The sequence below is a fragment of the Burkholderia sp. IO2 genome (genome assembly GCF_029522185.1).
Classification (GTDB): Bacteria; Pseudomonadota; Gammaproteobacteria; order Burkholderiales; family Burkholderiaceae; genus Burkholderia; species Burkholderia cenocepacia.
Map to the genome: position 1 here is coordinate 1 of NZ_JAKWFH010000039.1, position 15100 is coordinate 15100.

Below are 15100 nucleotides of genomic sequence, written 5' to 3' on the forward strand. Positions count from 1 at the left end.
CTGTTCCGTTTCTTGCACTGGCCGTCGCCGGCAGCGCGCCGGCTTCGACGAGCACCGGTTCGACCGCCGTCGCGAGCCCGAGCACCGCGGCGACGGTCGCCGGGCGGGCAGGCGGCTCGGTGACGTCCGCGACGAGCGCGGCGGCGTCGGTCGCCTCGCCGTCGGCCGGCACGGCGGAGGCCGCGTGGGCCGACGCGCGCGGCGCCGGCAGGCAGCGGGTCGCGGGGACCGCGCTCAGGTGCCGGTGACCGGCCGCGGTGAACGCGTCGCAGATCGTGCGGAACCACGCGCGATCGACGACGGCCAGCACGCGGCGCCCGTCGGGCAGCGCGGCCGGATCGAGCGCGATGTGGCAGCCGAGCGGGTCCTGGATCAGCTGATCCTCGACGATGTTGGGCAGCGCCTGGCGCAGCTTCGGCCCCTTCAGCGGCGGCACGGTCGCGGCCAGCAGCAGCACGTCGCGCGCGGCGACGATCAGCACCGTCGCGTTCGCGCGCGGCAGCAGCGCGAGCGCGGCGCGGCCCGCGCGCTGCACCTGGCCGGCCTTGTCGACGAGCGTGAACGGCAGCTCGGGCCACTGCCATTCCTGCAACGGCACGGCAGGCTCGCGCGGCGGCAAAGAAACAATCAACGTGCTCACAAGAGCTCCTCTCCCGATTGGCGTCGTTATAGCTGGTCGCGGATGCGCACGACCCGCGTCGAGTGCGTGGTCGGATCACGATACACGAGCGAGGTGCGGTCGACCTCCGCGCGTTCGTGCTGGATCCGGCCATGCACGATGAAATAGCTCGAATTGACGTCGACGAGGCTCGAGTCGATCGTCACGTTCGGCGGCGCGCCGGCGCCGCGCAGCGCGAGCTGCACGTCGCCGACGTTCCGGAAAAACACCGTCTCGCGGCGCGACACGAGCGCCTGCGCGGACGACACGCTCATCCCCGGTATCAGCGCCGCGATCACTTCGGCCGGCGCGGTGTTCATGTTCACGGGCGTGGTAGTCGGCAGCACGGTGACGAACGGGCGCAGCCGCGCGACCATCTCGGGCGTCACGCCGTCGACGTCGAGCAGGCTGTCGACGCGCGTCATCATCAGCGGCGCGGGCCCGCGGTCGCCGCCGGCCATCCCGGGATCGTCGGTGAAGCCGCTGCCCTGCATGTCGCCGCTCGTCACCGGCGCGGTCGCGGCGTTCGCCGCGGTGCCGCCGCCGCCGGGCAGGTTCGGCATCTGGAACCGCGTGGCCGAATGCAGCAGGCCCGCGCGCACCTGCAGCGCGATGCGCTTCGCGAACGCGCTGTCGTAGCCAAGCGTCGTCAGCAGGCGCTGGAACGCCTGCATCTGCGTGACGTTCAGTTGCAGCACGCCGGGCGCCGGCGACGACACGAGGTTGCGCAGGTTGAACTTCGCCTGCGCGTCCTCGATCGAGCCGGACAGGTAAGTGTCTTCGGCGTCGGTGTCGTTGGGCGCGCCGATTCGGCCGAGGAAATCCGACAGCTTGGTCTTCGCGATCGGCACGCCCCAGATCCCGCCGAGATACGTGATGCCGGGCGCCGTATCGCCTTCGGAGCGCAGGATCATCCGGGTCCAGTCGAGCGCGCCGCGCGCGACCCACTGCGCCTGCGCGATCACGCGCTGGTTCTCGATCCGGCGGATCTGCACCTGCTGGCGCCACAGCATCCCCGACACGAGGATCGCCGACAGCGCGACCACGAGCAGCGCGGTGATGATCGCGGCGCCGCGCTGACGGCGGGCAGGCATTCGGTGGAGTGGGCGCGCACGCATCGTCATTCCCCGACGAGGAAGATGCGCGTGACCGGCACGCGCAGCGACGTCGCGCCGATGCTGACCTGCAGCCCGGTCACCGCGCGCGCCGGCGGCGCGTTGCCGATCTGCGGCACCTTGAGCGCGTCGTTGTTCTGCGCGAGCGCTTCGTCGGCCGTCTGCAGGTTGGTGGTCCAGCCCACGCGCGGCACATACAGCTTCGCGTCGATCGCGCCGACGCCGCCCATCAGCGCGACCCAGCTCCAGCCTTCGACGCTGCTGTCCTTCAGCATGGTGCGCAGCCGGTTCGTGTCGTCGATCGGCGGCGACGCATAGCGCACGACGCGCCCGCCGGCGATCCGGTAGCGGACCACCTGCAGCCGCGGCGCGACGCCCGGCACGTCGAGTTCGCGCACGATCTGCAGCGTATTGCCGGCGACGCCGATCGCCGGCTGGCCGGCTTCGTCGTCGGTCGCGGCGAGCCGCGCGTCGATGCGCATCTGGTCGAACATCTGCGCGAACACGCGCTCGTCTTCCATCGCGGCCGCGACCTTGTCGCGACCGCGCATGATCTGGTCGAGCCCGCGCCACGCGAGGATCGCGACCACCGCGAGGATCGCGATCGCGATCATCAGCTCGATCAGCGTGAAGCCGCGGGTGGCGAGGCGCGCCGGGCGGGCGGACGGGCGGCGCATCGGCGCGTCAGAGTGGACGGCTGGTTTCATTCGCGACCACCGTCACCATCTGCGCGAGCACGCCGGCGCGGCCAGGCATGCTCACCGAAATCCGCACGCGCCGGAACACCGGATTCGGCGTGGTGCTCACACGCTGCGTGCAGACCAGCTGCACGTTGCCTTGCGAGCAGTCGAAACTCTGCTCGCCGACTTCCGGCCACGCATGCGTGAGCCGCAGCTGCGCGAGCGCGTTGTCTGCGCTCCAGCCGGCGAGCAGCCGGCGATGCAGGTCGGACGCATTGGTCGCCATCGTGCCGACCGCACGGATCGACGCGGCGAGCGCGACCGCGATGATCGCGAGCGCGACCAGCACCTCGATCATCGTGAAGCCGCGGGATGAAGAAACGGAGAAGGGCAGGCGACGACGCATCGTCATTGCACCTCGTAGCGGCCGTTGCCGGTGCCGACGATCGTCGCGCTGCCGGCGGCCGAATGCAGCGTCACGCGCACGGGCGTGTCGATGCTCTCGGTGCCGAACACGACTCGGCTCGCGCGCGTATCCGACCCCGGGTAATCGATGTCCGCGCCGGTGACGCCGCCATCCCAGTCGCGCGGGCGCAGCAGGTCGTCGCGCAGCGTGCGCCAGCCGTCGGGCGAGCTCACGTCGAACTGGAAGCCGTGCGCGGTCGGCTGCCATGCGATCGGCCGCGCGCGCACCTGCGCTTCGTCGCCGGCCGTCTCGAACAGCAGCGCGATGCGCTGCGCTTCCTCGCGCAGGTCGGTGCGCGGATTGCGCGTCAGCGACAGCGACGCGAGCGACACCAGCAGCCCCGCGATCACGAGCACGACCAGCATTTCGAGCAGCGTGAAACCGCGCGCGCGACGCCGCGCCGCGCGGTGCTTCATCGAGCCGCCATCGGCACCTGCCGGTGCGGACGGCACCGCACCGCGACGCACACGGCAATCGCGGCCGCAGCGGGAGGTCGTGCGAATGGCGAGCATGAAGAACGGGAATGAAGCGTCGGGGCGATCAGCGCCGGCTTATTGCCACGAGCCGATGTCGGAGTCGTTGCTTTCGCCGCCTTCCTTGCCGTCGGCGCCGTAGCTGAACACGTCGATCTCGCCGTGCACGCCCGGGTTCAGGTACTTGTACCCGTTGCCCCACGGATCGTTCGGCAGGCGCTCGAGATAGCCGCCGTCCTTCCAGTTGTTCGGGATCGGATCATTGGTCGGCTTCTGGATCAGCGCGTTCAGGCCCTGCTCCTGGGTCGGATAGCGGCCGTTGTCGAGACGATACAGCTTGAGCGCCTGCATGATCGTGCCGATGTCCTGCTTCGCGGCGATGCGGCGCGCCTCGTCCGGGCGGCTCATGATCTTCGGCACGATCAGCGCCGCCAGGATCCCGAGGATCGCGACCACCACCATGATCTCGATCAGCGTGAAACCGCGCTGACGACGCACGGCCGCGTTGCGGCGAGTGATCCACGTTTGCATGACTGACTACCTCTTTCCAAAAAATGTCGTCGATTGAGTGACGCACCCGGCGCACCGGACGATTGCCTGACGGCAACCTTCCGGACCGGCGGGCGCGGAGCACGCATTGTAAGGCGCGCATCGCCGAGGGCTTTCACTCAACGCAAATTTCACATACATCCGTACAATAGCGCGCATGAACGCGCTCTCGATCCGGATCCTTTCCCTCGCCCTCTTCGCGGGTTTGTGCGCGACGGCCACCTACTGGGTCGTCACGCTGTCGGCCCGCGAGGCGCCGCTGCCAGCCGCCGCCGCGCGGCTGCCGATCCGCACCGAGGACGCCGCGGCGCTCTTCGGCGGCCAGCTCGACAAGAATCCCGTCCAGGACATCCACCTGTTCGGCATTCTCGCGCTCGACCACGGCGGCGCCGCGATCGTCGGCGTCGGCGGCGAACCGCCGCGCGCCGTGTCGCTCGGCGCGGACGTCACGTCCGGCGCGAAGCTCGCCGAAGTCCGCCCGCGCTCGATCATCATCGACCGCAACGGCGCCCGCGCCGAAATCCAGCTCCCGGCGAACACGCCGTCACCCGCGATCTACATGCGCTGAACGATGGCGGCCCGGCAAACGGGCCGCAGCGTCACTGCACCATGTTGTTCAGCTCGATGATCGGCAGCATCACGGCCAGCACGATCACGAGCACGATGCCGCCCATCGCGAGGATCAGCAGCGGCTCCAGCAGGCTCGTCAGGAACATCGTGCGGCGCTCCAGCTCGCGCGCTTCGCCTTCGGCCGCGCGGTCCAGCATCGTCGTCACGTCGCCCGTCGCTTCGCCCGACCGGATCAAGTGCACCAGCACCGGCGGAAACGTCTTCACGTTGTTCAGCGCGCGCGACAGCGCGGAGCCTTCGCGCACGCGCACGATCGCATCGTCGATGTTCGCGCGCATCGCGCGGTTCGACAGCGTCTCGCCGGCCGCCTGCAGCGCGCGCAGGATCGGCACGCCGGCCGCGGTGAGGATGCCGAGCGTGCTCGCGAAGCGCACCGTGTTGTAGCCGCGCACGAGCTTGCCCGCGAGCGGCGCGGTCAGCACCCAGCGATCGAACGCGAGCCGGGGCCCCGCGCGCGACAGCGTCGCCTTCACGAACCACACGGCGAGCGCGACCGCGATCAGGATCGCCCACCACCAGTGCCGCACGAACTCCGACAGCGCCATCATCACGACCGTGAGGATCGGCAGCTGCTGCTTCGTGCTCGCGAACACGTTGACGACCTGCGGCACGACGTAGCTCAGCAGGAACGTGACGATGCCGAACGCAATCAGCGTAACGATGCCCGGATACGTGAACGCCAGCAGGATCTTCTGCTTGAGCGCATTGCTCTGCTCGATGTAGTCGGCGAGGCGCGACAGCACGATGCCGAGCTTGCCGGTGTGCTCGCCCGCCGCGACCAGCGCGCGGTAGATTTCCGGAAAATCGCGTGGATGCTGGCCCAGCGCATTCGCGAGCGAATGGCCGCCGAGCACTTCGGCGCGGATCGCGGCCATCAGTTCGCGAATGTAGTCGCGCTCGGCCTGCTCGGTCAGCACGCCGAGCGCCTCGTCGAGCGGCAGCCCGGCGATCAGCAGGCTCGCGAGCTGGCGCGTGAGGATCGCCTGTTCGCGCTGCGACAGCTTGCGGCCGAACGCGAGCCGCTGCGAACGCGCGCCGCGCGTCGCGCTCGCGGCCGGCTCGACGACGAGCGGCGTGAGTCCCTGCGTGCGCAGCTGGCCGCGCGCGGCACGCGCGCTGTCGGCATCGATCACGCCTTTCTGCGCGCGCCCCGCCGCATCGATCGCTTCGAAACGGAATGCCGGCATCGCGCTATGCGCCTCCCGTCACGCGCAGCACTTCCTCGAGCGACGTCGCGCCGGACGCGAGCCAGCGCTCCGCGTCGTCGCGCAGCGTGCGCATGCCTTCCGCGCGGCCGGCGGCGAGGATCTCGGCATCGGCCGCATTGCGGTGGATCAGCGTGCGGATCGACTCGTCGACCAGCAGCAGTTCGTAGACCCCGCGCCGGCCCGAATAGCCCGAATGCCCGCACTTGTCGCAGCCGACCGGATGCCACACGGTGCGGCCTTCCTCGTGCCGCTCTTCCTTGCAGACGGGGCAGAGCTGGCGCACCAGGCGCTGCGCGAGCACGCCGAGCAGCGACGACGCGAGCAGGTACGGCTCGACGCCCATGTCGGTCAGGCGCGTGACCGCGGACGCCGCATCGTTCGTGTGCAGCGTCGCGAGCACGAGGTGGCCCGTCAGCGACGCCTGCACCGCGATCTGCGCGGTTTCGAGGTCGCGGATTTCGCCGATCATGATCACGTCCGGGTCCTGGCGCAGGATCGAGCGCAGCGCGCGGGCAAAGGTCATCCCGATCCGCTCGTTCACCTGCGTCTGGCCGATGCCGGCGAGGTCGTATTCGATCGGGTCCTCGACGGTCATGATGTTGGTCGTCGCGGTCTCGAGCCGCGACATCGACGCGTACAGCGTGGTCGTCTTGCCCGAACCGGTCGGGCCGGTGACGAGCACGATGCCGTGCGGGCGGCCGATCAGCTTGTCGAACTGCACGAGCGTGTCGCGGCCCATCCCGAGCGCTTCGAGGTTCAGGCGCTGCGCGTCCTTTTCCAGCAGACGCAGCACCGCGCGCTCGCCGTGCCCGGTCGGCAGCGTCGACACCCGCACGTCGACCGGCCGGCCGCCGACGCGCAGCGTGATGCGGCCGTCCTGCGGCAGGCGCTTCTCCGCGATGTCGAGCTGCGCCATGATCTTGATCCGCGAGATCAGCGCGCCATGCAGCGCCTTCTTCGGGCGCACGACGTCGCGCAGCGTGCCGTCGACGCGAAAGCGCACGACCGACGCATTCTCGAACGGCTCGATGTGAATGTCCGACGCCTGTTCGCGCGCCGCTTGCGTGAGCAACGCGTTGATCATCCGGATGATCGGCGCGTCGTCTTCCGATTCGAGCAGATCCTCGACTTCGGGAATGTCCTGCATCAGCCGCGACAGGTCGACTTCGCCTTCGACCTCGCCGACCACCTGCGCGGCGCTGCCGTCCTGGCGCGCGTACGCCTGGTTGATCGCCTGCGCGAGCTCGTCGGCCGGCACGCGATGCACGGCGATCGAGCCGAAGTTGCGGGCGATTTCCGCGAGCGCGGCGTCGCTCGTGCGTTCGCTGATCCACACCTCGAGCGTGTCGTCGAGCTGATGCGCGATCAGCACCTGGCCGCTCTTCGCGAAGCCGTACGGCAGCAGGCGCGCGGCGAGCGGCGACGGCGGCTGGCGTTCGCCCGGCGCGCCGTCGTGGGCGGAAGACGCGAGCACGTCGCTCACTGCGAGGCTCCCGGTGCGGTGGTCAGCGGCTGGGCCGGCACCGCCTGCTGCGGCACGCCCTGCGGCTGCGCGGGCGTCGCTTCCGGCAACGGCTGGGCCGGCACCGGCGCGACCTGGCGCTGCAACTGCTGGCGACGCATCTTGTCGAGATCGAACAGGTTGCCGGCCGGCGTGCCGCCCTGGCTCGGACCGATCGGCATCGGCGGGACGACCGGATCGTCCTTGTCGCGGATCACGTTGTTGTCCGACTTGTACGCGCCCGTCACACCCTGGATGTAGTCGTAGCGGTTGGCCGTGACTTCCTGCGCGGTGCTGCGATCGGAAATGATCACCGGGCGCAGGAACACCATCAGGTTCGTCTTCTGCCGCTGCTTCGATTCCGAACGGAACAGCTGGCCGATCCACGGGATGTCGCCGAGCAGCGGCACCTTGCTGTTCGACACCTGGTAGTTGTCCTGCATCAGGCCGCCGAGCACGATGATCTCGCCGTTGTCGGCCAGGATCGTCGACTGGATCGAGCGCTTCGTGAAGGTCGGACCGGTCTGCGCGCTGGTGGTGCCGCTGACGACCGCCGAGTCCTCCGTATAGAGTTGCAGCTTCAGGATCCCGCCGTCGGTGATCTGCGGCTTCACGTGCAGCGTCAGGCCGACGTCGCGACGATCGTACGTGTTGAACGCATTGCTCGTGGTGCCGCTCGTCAGGTTCGAGTACGAACCGGTCGCGATCGGCACGTTCTGGCCGACGACGATCTTCGCTTCCTCGTTGTCGAGCGTGATCAGGTTCGGCGTCGACAGCACGTTCGCGTCGCTCACGCCCGAGAAATACTGCAGCAGCGCGCCGAGGCCCTGCACGCCGAACATGTTGTGCAGCCAGCCGATGTTGAGCCCCTGGTTCAGCCCCGAAAGATTGGCCGCGAGGCCGGCGCCGGTACTGCCCGCGGTGCCGGTCGTGAGGTTGATGATGCTGTTGCCCGCGACGTTGCCGGCCGCCGCGGCCAGGTTCGTGCCGCCGAGGAACTGGCCGCTCGCGACCTGCCACTGGATACCGAGTTGCCCCTGCGTCGTCGAGTTCAGTTCGACGATCAGCGCTTCGATGTAGACCTGCGCGCGCCGCGCGTCGAGCTGGTCGATCACCGAGCGCAGGTTCCGGTAAACCGGATCGGACGCGGTGATGATCAGCGAGTTGGTGGCCGAGTCGGCCTGGATCATCCCGCCTGGCTGGTTGTCGTCACCGCTCTTGTCCTTGTCGCCGCCGAGCAGGCCGCCGCTGCCGATTCCGCCGCTGGACGAAGAACCGCTGCCGTAGGACGACGACGACGAGCCGCCCAGGCCGCCCGACGGCAGCGGCGGGGTGCCCGACGTGCCGGTCGAGAAGTTGCCGCTCGCCGACGAACCGCCGTTCTGGTTGAAGCTGTTCGCATCGTTGGACGACGCCGACGAGCCGCTGTCGTTGCCGCCCTTGCCGAGCATCCCGCGCAGCGTCTTCGCGAGCTTCACCGCATCGGCGTTGCGCAGCGGCACGACGTGCATGTTGCCGGGCACCGCGCTCGGCGCGTCGAGCTGCAGCGCGAGACGTTTCGCGGCCGCGAGGCGCGACCCGTTCGATGCGCGCAGCAGCAGCGAATTGGTGCGCGGGTCGGCCGTGACCGACACCTTCAGCGTCGCGTCGCTGTTGCCGATCGCACCCGGGTCGAGCATCTTCTGCATCTGCGCGGCGAGGTCGATCGCGTTCGCGTTGCGCAGCGTCACGACCTGCACCTGCGCGCCCGCGGCGCTGTCGATGCCCGAGATGATCTGCGCGATGCGGCGCACGTTGTCCGCATAGTCGGTCACGACGATCGTGTTGTTCGCCGGGTAGGCCGTCACCGTGTTGTTCGGCGAGATCAGCGGCCGCAGCACGGGCAGCAGGTTGTTCGCCGATTCGTTGTGCAGCTCGAACACCTGCGTGATCACCTGGTCGCCACGCGCCTGCGGCGCATTGCCGACGTAGGTCGGCACGCCCTGCAGCTTCGCGTCGGCTTCCGGCACGACCTTCAGCACGCCGTGATCCTGCACGAGCGCGAAGCCCTGCATGCGCAGCGCCGACTGCAGCGTCTTCAACGCCTGGTCTTCCGGCACCGGCCGTTCGGCCACGAGATTGAGCTGCCCCTTCACGCGGGGGTCGACGATGATGGTCTTGCCGGTCGCGGCGCCGATCGCTTTCGCGACCTGGTCGATATCCGCATTCACGAAATTGAGCGTGACCTGAGCGTAGGCGGCCTGCGAGACGATGATGCCGGCCACGAGCAGGGTCGTGGCAACACGCCGCATAACGAAGCGATTTCTTGTCATGGATGAATGGGTCGATGCCGGCTCAGGCCACTTCCGGCGGTAGTGCTGGGATCCAAGTCCGAAAGAGGCGACATTAGCAGTTTTTCATGTCCGAAATATCACATTGATCCGAGGACTGTCTCACATACGACATGCGTCCGGCGAATCGTATGCAATATGTAAGGATCCGCGTCGCCCTCCGCATGCCGGCCCTCTCCCTTGTTTTCGCGATGAACCGACACGGAAATGCGGTATAACCGGGCTGCCGTATTCCTGCCTGTCGCAATCTGACGGTCTGCCGGTATGATACGGGCGGCGCGTTTCTCGTCGCACTAATAACAGGCACGGGTTTTCCCGAGCTTCGCGCAATTCCTTTTCGTTTCCGCACGATGAACAGACGGTTCGCTTCGATCGCGTTGATCGCCGCCGGCGCGTGGTTCGCCAGCGGCAACGCACGCGCCGATTGTTTCGACGAAGCGGCCAAATATCAGCAGGTCAATCCGCTGATCCTGCGCGCGATCGCGTGGCAGGAGTCGCGCAACCGGCCCGGCGCGCTGAACAAGAACACCAACGGCTCGGTCGACTACGGCCTGATGCAGATCAATTCGATCCACCTGCCGACGCTGTCGCGCTATGGGATCGGCCGCGACACGCTGATGGAGCCGTGCAAGAACGTGTACATCGCCGCGTGGCATCTCAAGCAGAAGATGAATCGCTACGGCAACACGTGGCAGGCAGTCGGCGCCTATCATTCGGAAACGCCATCGCTGCGCGACAAGTACGCGCGGCAGATCGCCGGCATCCTGACGCAATGGAAGCTGCTGCCGCCCGCGCAGACCACTCAAGCCGCTCAAGCCGCGCAGTGATTCTGCGCCGCGTCACCGGCCGGCGCCGGGCCGGCCGCGCGCGTTTGATGCACAATGCGGGCTGACGCCGCCGTTTGGCCCGTGCGCGGGCCGATCGCGCCCCGGCAGGGCGCCGCGGCCGCTTTTTCATCTTTTCCGTTGGTGCATATCATCATGAATCCGGCAATGAAACAGCCGTTGCCCGTCACAGTGCTGTCCGGTTTCCTCGGCGCCGGCAAGACCACGCTGCTCAACCACGTCCTCGCGAACCGCGCGGGCCTGAAAGTCGCGGTGATCGTCAACGATCTCGCGGCGGTCAACATCGACGCGTCGCTCGTGCGCGATGCGCAGGCGCTGTCGCACGTCGAGGAACGCCTCGTCGAAATGTCGAACGGCTGCATCTGCTGCACGCTGCGCGACGATCTGCTCGTCGAGATCCGCAACCTTGCATCCGAAGGCCGCTTCGACGCGATCATGATCGAATCGACCGGTATCGCGGAGCCGATGCCGATCGCCGAAACCTTCACGTTCGTCGACGACGACGGCGCGTCGCTGTCGTCCATCGCGCGGCTCGACACGCTCGTCACCGTGGTCGACGCGTACAACTTCCTGCGCGACTACGGCTCCGACGACGCGCTCGCGACGCGCGGCATCGCCGCGTCGGAAGACGACGACCGCACGCTCGTCGAACTGCTGATCGAGCAGATCGAATTCTGCGACGTGCTGGTGATCAACAAGGCCGACCTCGTCGGCGCGGACGATCTCGCGCGCCTGCAGCACATCCTCGCGCGCCTCAATCCGCGCGCGCACCAGGTCGTGTCGACGTTCGGCAACGTGCCGCTCGACGAAGTGCTGAACACCGGCCGCTTCGATTTCGACGAAGCCGCGAACGCGCCGGGCTGGCTCGCGTCGCTCGATCACGATCACACGCATTGCGACGACCCCGACTGCCATGACGACCATCATGCGCACGTGCACGGCGAAGCCGACGAATTCGGAATCGGCAATTTTGTTTACCGCGCGCGCCGGCCGTTTCACCCGGCACGACTCTGGGCGCTGCTGCATCAGGAGTGGCCGGGCGTGCTGCGCAGCAAGGGTTTCTTCTGGCTCGCGACGCGCAACGACATCGCGGGCTCGCTGTCGCAGGCGGGCGGCGTGTGCCGGCATGGCCCGGCAGGCTTGTGGTGGGCGGCGCAGGATCGCGCGGAATGGCCGGACGACGACGAGTTGCTCGCCGAAATCCGCACGGAATGGCTGGGCGATCTCGACGATCGCACGGTCGGCGATCGCCGGCAGGAACTCGTGCTGATCGGCATCGCGCTCGACGCCGACGCGTGGCGCGCGAAACTCGATGCGTGCCTGCTGACCGATGCGGAGTTCGCGCTCGGCGCGGCGGGATGGGCGGCGTTCGACGATCCGTTCCCGGCGTGGGATGTCGATTCGCACGACGACGACGATCACGGCGACACGCAGATCGTGCACGCATGATCGCTTGGTAACGGCTTGTAAAAGTAACCGTTAACTTTTGCAAGAGCGGCGCGAACTGTGGCGAAAATGCCGCGCGCGCCCAACAAAAAACCCGCCGAGAGGCGGGTTTTTCCTGGAACAGGCGCGGGTTTAACGCTTGTTGACGGCGTCCTTGAACGCCTTGCCAGCCGTGAACTTGACCGTCTTGGCTGCCGGGATCTTGATGGTTTCGCCCGTCTTCGGGTTGCGGCCCGTACGTGCTGCGCGCTTGCCCGAACCGAAGCTGCCGAAGCCGATCAGCTGAACCGCATCACCCTTCGACACGGCCTTCTTGATGACTTCGAGCAGCGTGTCCAGCGTTTCGCCGGTTTGAGCCTTGCTGGCGCCCGTTTGGGCGGCGACGGCGTCGATCAGTTCCTGTTTGTTCATTAAGGTTCCTTTATCAGGTTAGGTTGACACGAACAGCGCGAACGCGCCGATTATACGTGCGCGAACCGTGCCGTCGAGAGTCAGACTCCGACGACACAGCGCCGAATCCTGGCCCGCGCGACGCGCCCTCCGGCTTGCCGGCGGCCACCCCGCGGTACGGCGTTGCTATGATAGCGCAGCGCAAACCCAATAACGACAAGGGTTTCAAAGATTTTCATCGGTATTTCGCCGAATGAATCGTCGATTGCCCGTTTTTTGACCTGCGCCAACCGGACAGGATACGCAGCGCGGTCCGCCCGACCGCCGCCCCGTTGGCTTTTCCCAACGGCCCGTCGGACGGCCTCCCGCAATCCCTTGCCAGGCTTGGCTGCCACGTTTTTTGTTTCGCATGCCCGACCGACTTGTTTCCGCCACGCTCGCGCTTCGCGACGACGGCACGCTCGTTTCGCCCGAGTTCGGCACGCTCCATCGCGGCGCATCCGGCACGCTCGCGCACGCGCATCGCGCGTTCGTCGCGGGCAACGGGCTGCCCGCGCGCTGGCAGCGCCGCCGAACGTTCACAATCGTCACGACGGGATTCGGCGCGGGCGCCGGCTTCCTCGCCGCATGGGCCGCGTGGCGCGACGATCCTGAGCGCTGCGAACGGCTGCACGTCGTCGCGGTCGAACCGCACCCGTTGTCGCGCGACGACCTGCGCCGCGCGGTGTCGCATATGGTTGCAGACACAACCATATCGGCAGACGTCGACGCATTGATCGATGCATGGCCGATGCTGGTGCCGGGCCTGCACCGGCTCGAATTCGACGCAGGGCGCGTGGTGCTCACGCTCGCGTTCGGCGATGCGATCGAGCTGTCGAAGAAGCTCGTCGCGCGCGCCGATGCATTTTTTCTCGATGGCGCCGCGGCATCGAGCGACGGAATTCGCGCGCTCGCAAAAATGGCCGGCGAGCACGCGACGTTTGCGACGCATGCAACGTCCGATGCCGTGAAACACGCGCTCGGCGAGACAGGTTTCACGTTCCGCGAAGTCGACGGTCGTCTCGTCGGCGAATATGCGCCACGCTGGCGCGCGCGCCGGCACGAACCGCCGCATGCATTGCCCGTTGCAGTACGCCGCGCGATCGTGATCGGCGCGGGCCTCGCGGGCTGCGCGGTGGTCGAACGTCTGGCCGCGCGCGGCTGGGACGTCACGTTGATCGAGCGGCACGAACGAATCGCGCGCGACGCGTCGGGCAATCCGGCCGGCGTTTTCCATCCGTTGATGACGCGCGACGACAACGTCGCGAGCCGGCTCACGCGCGGCGGCTTCCTGCACGCGATCGCACGCTGGCGAGCCCTCGAACGTGCGGGCCATGTCTTCGCACGCAGCACGCGGGGGATGATCCATCTCGCCGAATCGGCCGACGATTTCGCGCGGATGCGCGACGCGTTCGATGCCTTCGGTGCGCCATCCGACTACGTGACGCTGCTCGACGCCGATGCCGCGCGTGCGCACCTGAACCTGCCGGTCGCGCATGGCGGGCTGCTGTTTCCGCACGGCGGCGCCGTCTGGCCGGCCGGGCTGTGCGCCGCGCAATGCACGGCGGCCGGCGAGCGTGTGCGCCTGCTTGCGTCCACCCGCGTCGCGCGGCTCGAGCGGCGGGACGACATCTGGCATGCGCTCGACGAGACGGGCGCCACGCTGGCCGACGCGCCCGTCGTCGTGCTCGCGAACGCGGGCGACGCCGCGCGCCTTGCCGGACTGCAGCACGTCGCGCTGCAACCGGTGCGCGGCCAGCTCACGCTGCTGCCGCCGGGCACGACGGCGCCGCTGCCGTGCCCGGCGATCGGCGACGGCTACGCGATCCCGCTCGACGACGGCACGCTGCTGATCGGCGCCACCTTCGAGCCGGACGACACCGATCCCGCGATGCGCGCGGCCGGCCACGCCGAAAACCTCGAGCGCGTGCGGCGCCTGCTGCCGGGCCTGATCGGCGAGTGGCCGGATCCCGCCACGCTGCGCGGCCGCGTGGCGTTCCGCTGGGTCGTCGGCGATCGCCTGCCGCTCGTCGGCCCGCTCGCCGACGAAGCGCAGGCCGTTGCGAACGCACGCGCGCTGGGCGGTGCGCAGGCGCGCGACCTGCCGCGCATGCCGGGCCTCTACGGCGCATTCGGCTTCGGTTCGCGCGGGCTCGTGTGGGCGGCGCTCGGCGCCGAACTGATCGCGTCGCAACTCGAAGGCGAACCCTGGCCGCTCGAGCGAGAGCTCGCCGACGCGATCGATCCCGCCCGCTTCCTGATCCGCGCACTGCGCGCCCGCCGCGTCGGTTCGACCGGCTGACCGGTCGCACGCCTGCGTCACAGTTTCCCGATTTTCCCGCGCAAGGTTATCCACGCGATGCTGTGGATAACCGCGCGGAATCCGCACGCACTTCGTGTGTAATCACAGTGGACGTAAACTGGGCAACTCGGCACAGCTGTGCAGCGGCCCGAAAGTTGCTCAACTCAAATGTCTGTGCACGAACAGCCTGTGCAACCGGTTATGGTTTCGCCAACACCTTGATCTGCCAGCGTAAACCGGAGTTATCCACAGAACTGTGCGTCCTTTGTTAACTTCTACTACGTATATATACAAGTAAACCTTTGAAACCAAAGACCTGCGGTGCCGCACAGCGCCGCGAGTCGATTCAATCGGTTCCGGAGCGAAAAAGCTGTGGCACAATCGGTTTCCTTCGCGTTCGTTCGGCCAGGCGCCGGACATGCTTCAATGGAACGGTCGGCACGATTTCGAATCAGAATCCTCGAGACT

The 15100-nt window shown here is 68.0% G+C and carries 14 protein-coding genes; 4 read left to right on the forward strand and 10 right to left on the reverse strand.

From position 1 onward, the window contains the following. From gspL to gspG, 6 genes are all read right to left on the reverse strand, one after another. Window positions 1-640: type II secretion system protein GspL (gene gspL / locus MMB92_RS23395; RefSeq protein ID WP_277562962.1), on the reverse strand; the 640-nt coding region annotated here is incomplete at its 3' end. A gap of 26 nt (window positions 641-666) precedes the next feature. Continuing rightward, window positions 667-1776 carry a type II secretion system minor pseudopilin GspK gene (gspK, locus tag MMB92_RS23400; protein WP_060213158.1) on the reverse strand — a complete coding sequence of 370 codons (1110 nt, stop codon included), beginning with the start codon at window positions 1774-1776 and terminating at the stop codon, window positions 667-669. Between the two features lie 2 nt (window positions 1777-1778). After that, complete coding sequence (locus tag MMB92_RS23405) at window positions 1779-2480, reverse strand: prepilin-type N-terminal cleavage/methylation domain-containing protein (RefSeq protein ID WP_102898891.1); 702 nt, start codon at window positions 2478-2480, stop codon at window positions 1779-1781. Then, complete coding sequence (gspI, locus tag MMB92_RS23410; protein WP_058902309.1) at window positions 2458-2859, reverse strand: type II secretion system minor pseudopilin GspI; 402 nt, start codon at window positions 2857-2859, stop codon at window positions 2458-2460. Before gspI ends, MMB92_RS23405 begins: the two co-directional genes overlap by 23 nt. A 2-nt stretch (window positions 2860-2861) precedes the next feature. Then, window positions 2862-3431, reverse strand: coding sequence for a GspH/FimT family pseudopilin (locus MMB92_RS23415; protein WP_006491630.1), 570 nt, complete (start codon window positions 3429-3431; stop codon window positions 2862-2864). A gap of 39 nt (window positions 3432-3470) precedes the next feature. After that, window positions 3471-3923, reverse strand: coding sequence for a type II secretion system major pseudopilin GspG (gene gspG / locus MMB92_RS23420; protein ID WP_012492990.1), 453 nt, complete (start codon window positions 3921-3923; stop codon window positions 3471-3473). Window positions 3924-4098: 175 nt separating this feature from the next. On the opposite strand from gspG, the gene MMB92_RS23425 reads away from it, so the two are divergent. Continuing rightward, window positions 4099-4509 (forward strand): type II secretion system protein N, encoded by a 411-nt coding sequence (locus tag MMB92_RS23425; protein WP_006496338.1) that lies wholly within the window; start codon window positions 4099-4101, stop codon window positions 4507-4509. Between the two features lie 31 nt (window positions 4510-4540). Here the strand turns inward: MMB92_RS23425 and gspF are convergent, their stop codons facing one another. The 3 genes from gspF to gspD are packed head-to-tail and all read right to left on the reverse strand — an operon-like array spanning window position 4541 to window position 9592. After that, the gene (gene gspF, locus MMB92_RS23430; RefSeq protein WP_060213113.1) at window positions 4541-5758 is read right to left on the reverse strand and encodes a type II secretion system inner membrane protein GspF; all 1218 of its coding nucleotides are present in this window, start codon (window positions 5756-5758) and stop codon (window positions 4541-4543) included. 4 nt (window positions 5759-5762) lie between these two features. Beyond that, window positions 5763-7253 (reverse strand): type II secretion system ATPase GspE, encoded by a 1491-nt coding sequence (gene gspE, locus MMB92_RS23435; RefSeq protein ID WP_306172258.1) that lies wholly within the window; start codon window positions 7251-7253, stop codon window positions 5763-5765. A 5-nt stretch (window positions 7254-7258) separates the two neighbouring features. After that, window positions 7259-9592, reverse strand: coding sequence for a type II secretion system secretin GspD (gene gspD, locus MMB92_RS23440; protein ID WP_077019835.1), 2334 nt, complete (start codon window positions 9590-9592; stop codon window positions 7259-7261). Window positions 9593-9960: 368 nt separating this feature from the next. Between gspD and MMB92_RS23445 the strand changes: the two genes are divergently transcribed. After that, window positions 9961-10437, forward strand: a complete 477-nt coding sequence (locus tag MMB92_RS23445) for a lytic transglycosylase domain-containing protein (protein WP_048988784.1) — start codon at window positions 9961-9963, stop codon at window positions 10435-10437. A 153-nt stretch (window positions 10438-10590) separates the two neighbouring features. Beyond that, the gene (locus MMB92_RS23450) at window positions 10591-11904 is read left to right on the forward strand and encodes a GTP-binding protein (RefSeq protein WP_020979349.1); all 1314 of its coding nucleotides are present in this window, start codon (window positions 10591-10593) and stop codon (window positions 11902-11904) included. Between the two features lie 129 nt (window positions 11905-12033). Here MMB92_RS23450 and MMB92_RS23455 read toward each other — a convergent pair whose 3' ends face one another. Continuing rightward, window positions 12034-12312 (reverse strand): HU family DNA-binding protein, encoded by a 279-nt coding sequence (locus MMB92_RS23455; RefSeq protein ID WP_006401505.1) that lies wholly within the window; start codon window positions 12310-12312, stop codon window positions 12034-12036. Window positions 12313-12700: 388 nt separating this feature from the next. Between MMB92_RS23455 and mnmC the strand changes: the two genes are divergently transcribed. Further along, the gene (gene mnmC / locus MMB92_RS23460) at window positions 12701-14632 is read left to right on the forward strand and encodes a bifunctional tRNA (5-methylaminomethyl-2-thiouridine)(34)-methyltransferase MnmD/FAD-dependent 5-carboxymethylaminomethyl-2-thiouridine(34) oxidoreductase MnmC (RefSeq protein WP_277562963.1); all 1932 of its coding nucleotides are present in this window, start codon (window positions 12701-12703) and stop codon (window positions 14630-14632) included. The last annotated feature ends 468 nt before the right edge of the window (window positions 14633-15100 follow it).

Coding starts and splice junctions, on each gene's coding strand:
- gspK (WP_060213158.1), bottom strand. CDS start 1,776: ATGCGTGCGCGCCCACTCCACCGAATGCCTGCCCGCCGTCAGCGCGGC.
- MMB92_RS23405 (WP_102898891.1), bottom strand. CDS start 2,480: ATGAAACCAGCCGTCCACTCTGACGCGCCGATGCGCCGCCCGTCCGCC.
- gspI (WP_058902309.1), bottom strand. CDS start 2,859: ATGCGTCGTCGCCTGCCCTTCTCCGTTTCTTCATCCCGCGGCTTCACG.
- MMB92_RS23415 (WP_006491630.1), bottom strand. CDS start 3,431: ATGCTCGCCATTCGCACGACCTCCCGCTGCGGCCGCGATTGCCGTGTG.
- gspG (WP_012492990.1), bottom strand. CDS start 3,923: ATGCAAACGTGGATCACTCGCCGCAACGCGGCCGTGCGTCGTCAGCGC.
- MMB92_RS23425 (WP_006496338.1), top strand. CDS start 4,099: ATGAACGCGCTCTCGATCCGGATCCTTTCCCTCGCCCTCTTCGCGGGT.
- gspF (WP_060213113.1), bottom strand. CDS start 5,758: ATGCCGGCATTCCGTTTCGAAGCGATCGATGCGGCGGGGCGCGCGCAG.
- gspD (WP_077019835.1), bottom strand. CDS start 9,592: ATGACAAGAAATCGCTTCGTTATGCGGCGTGTTGCCACGACCCTGCTC.
- MMB92_RS23445 (WP_048988784.1), top strand. CDS start 9,961: ATGAACAGACGGTTCGCTTCGATCGCGTTGATCGCCGCCGGCGCGTGG.
- MMB92_RS23450 (WP_020979349.1), top strand. CDS start 10,591: ATGAATCCGGCAATGAAACAGCCGTTGCCCGTCACAGTGCTGTCCGGT.
- MMB92_RS23455 (WP_006401505.1), bottom strand. CDS start 12,312: ATGAACAAACAGGAACTGATCGACGCCGTCGCCGCCCAAACGGGCGCC.
- mnmC (WP_277562963.1), top strand. CDS start 12,701: ATGCCCGACCGACTTGTTTCCGCCACGCTCGCGCTTCGCGACGACGGC.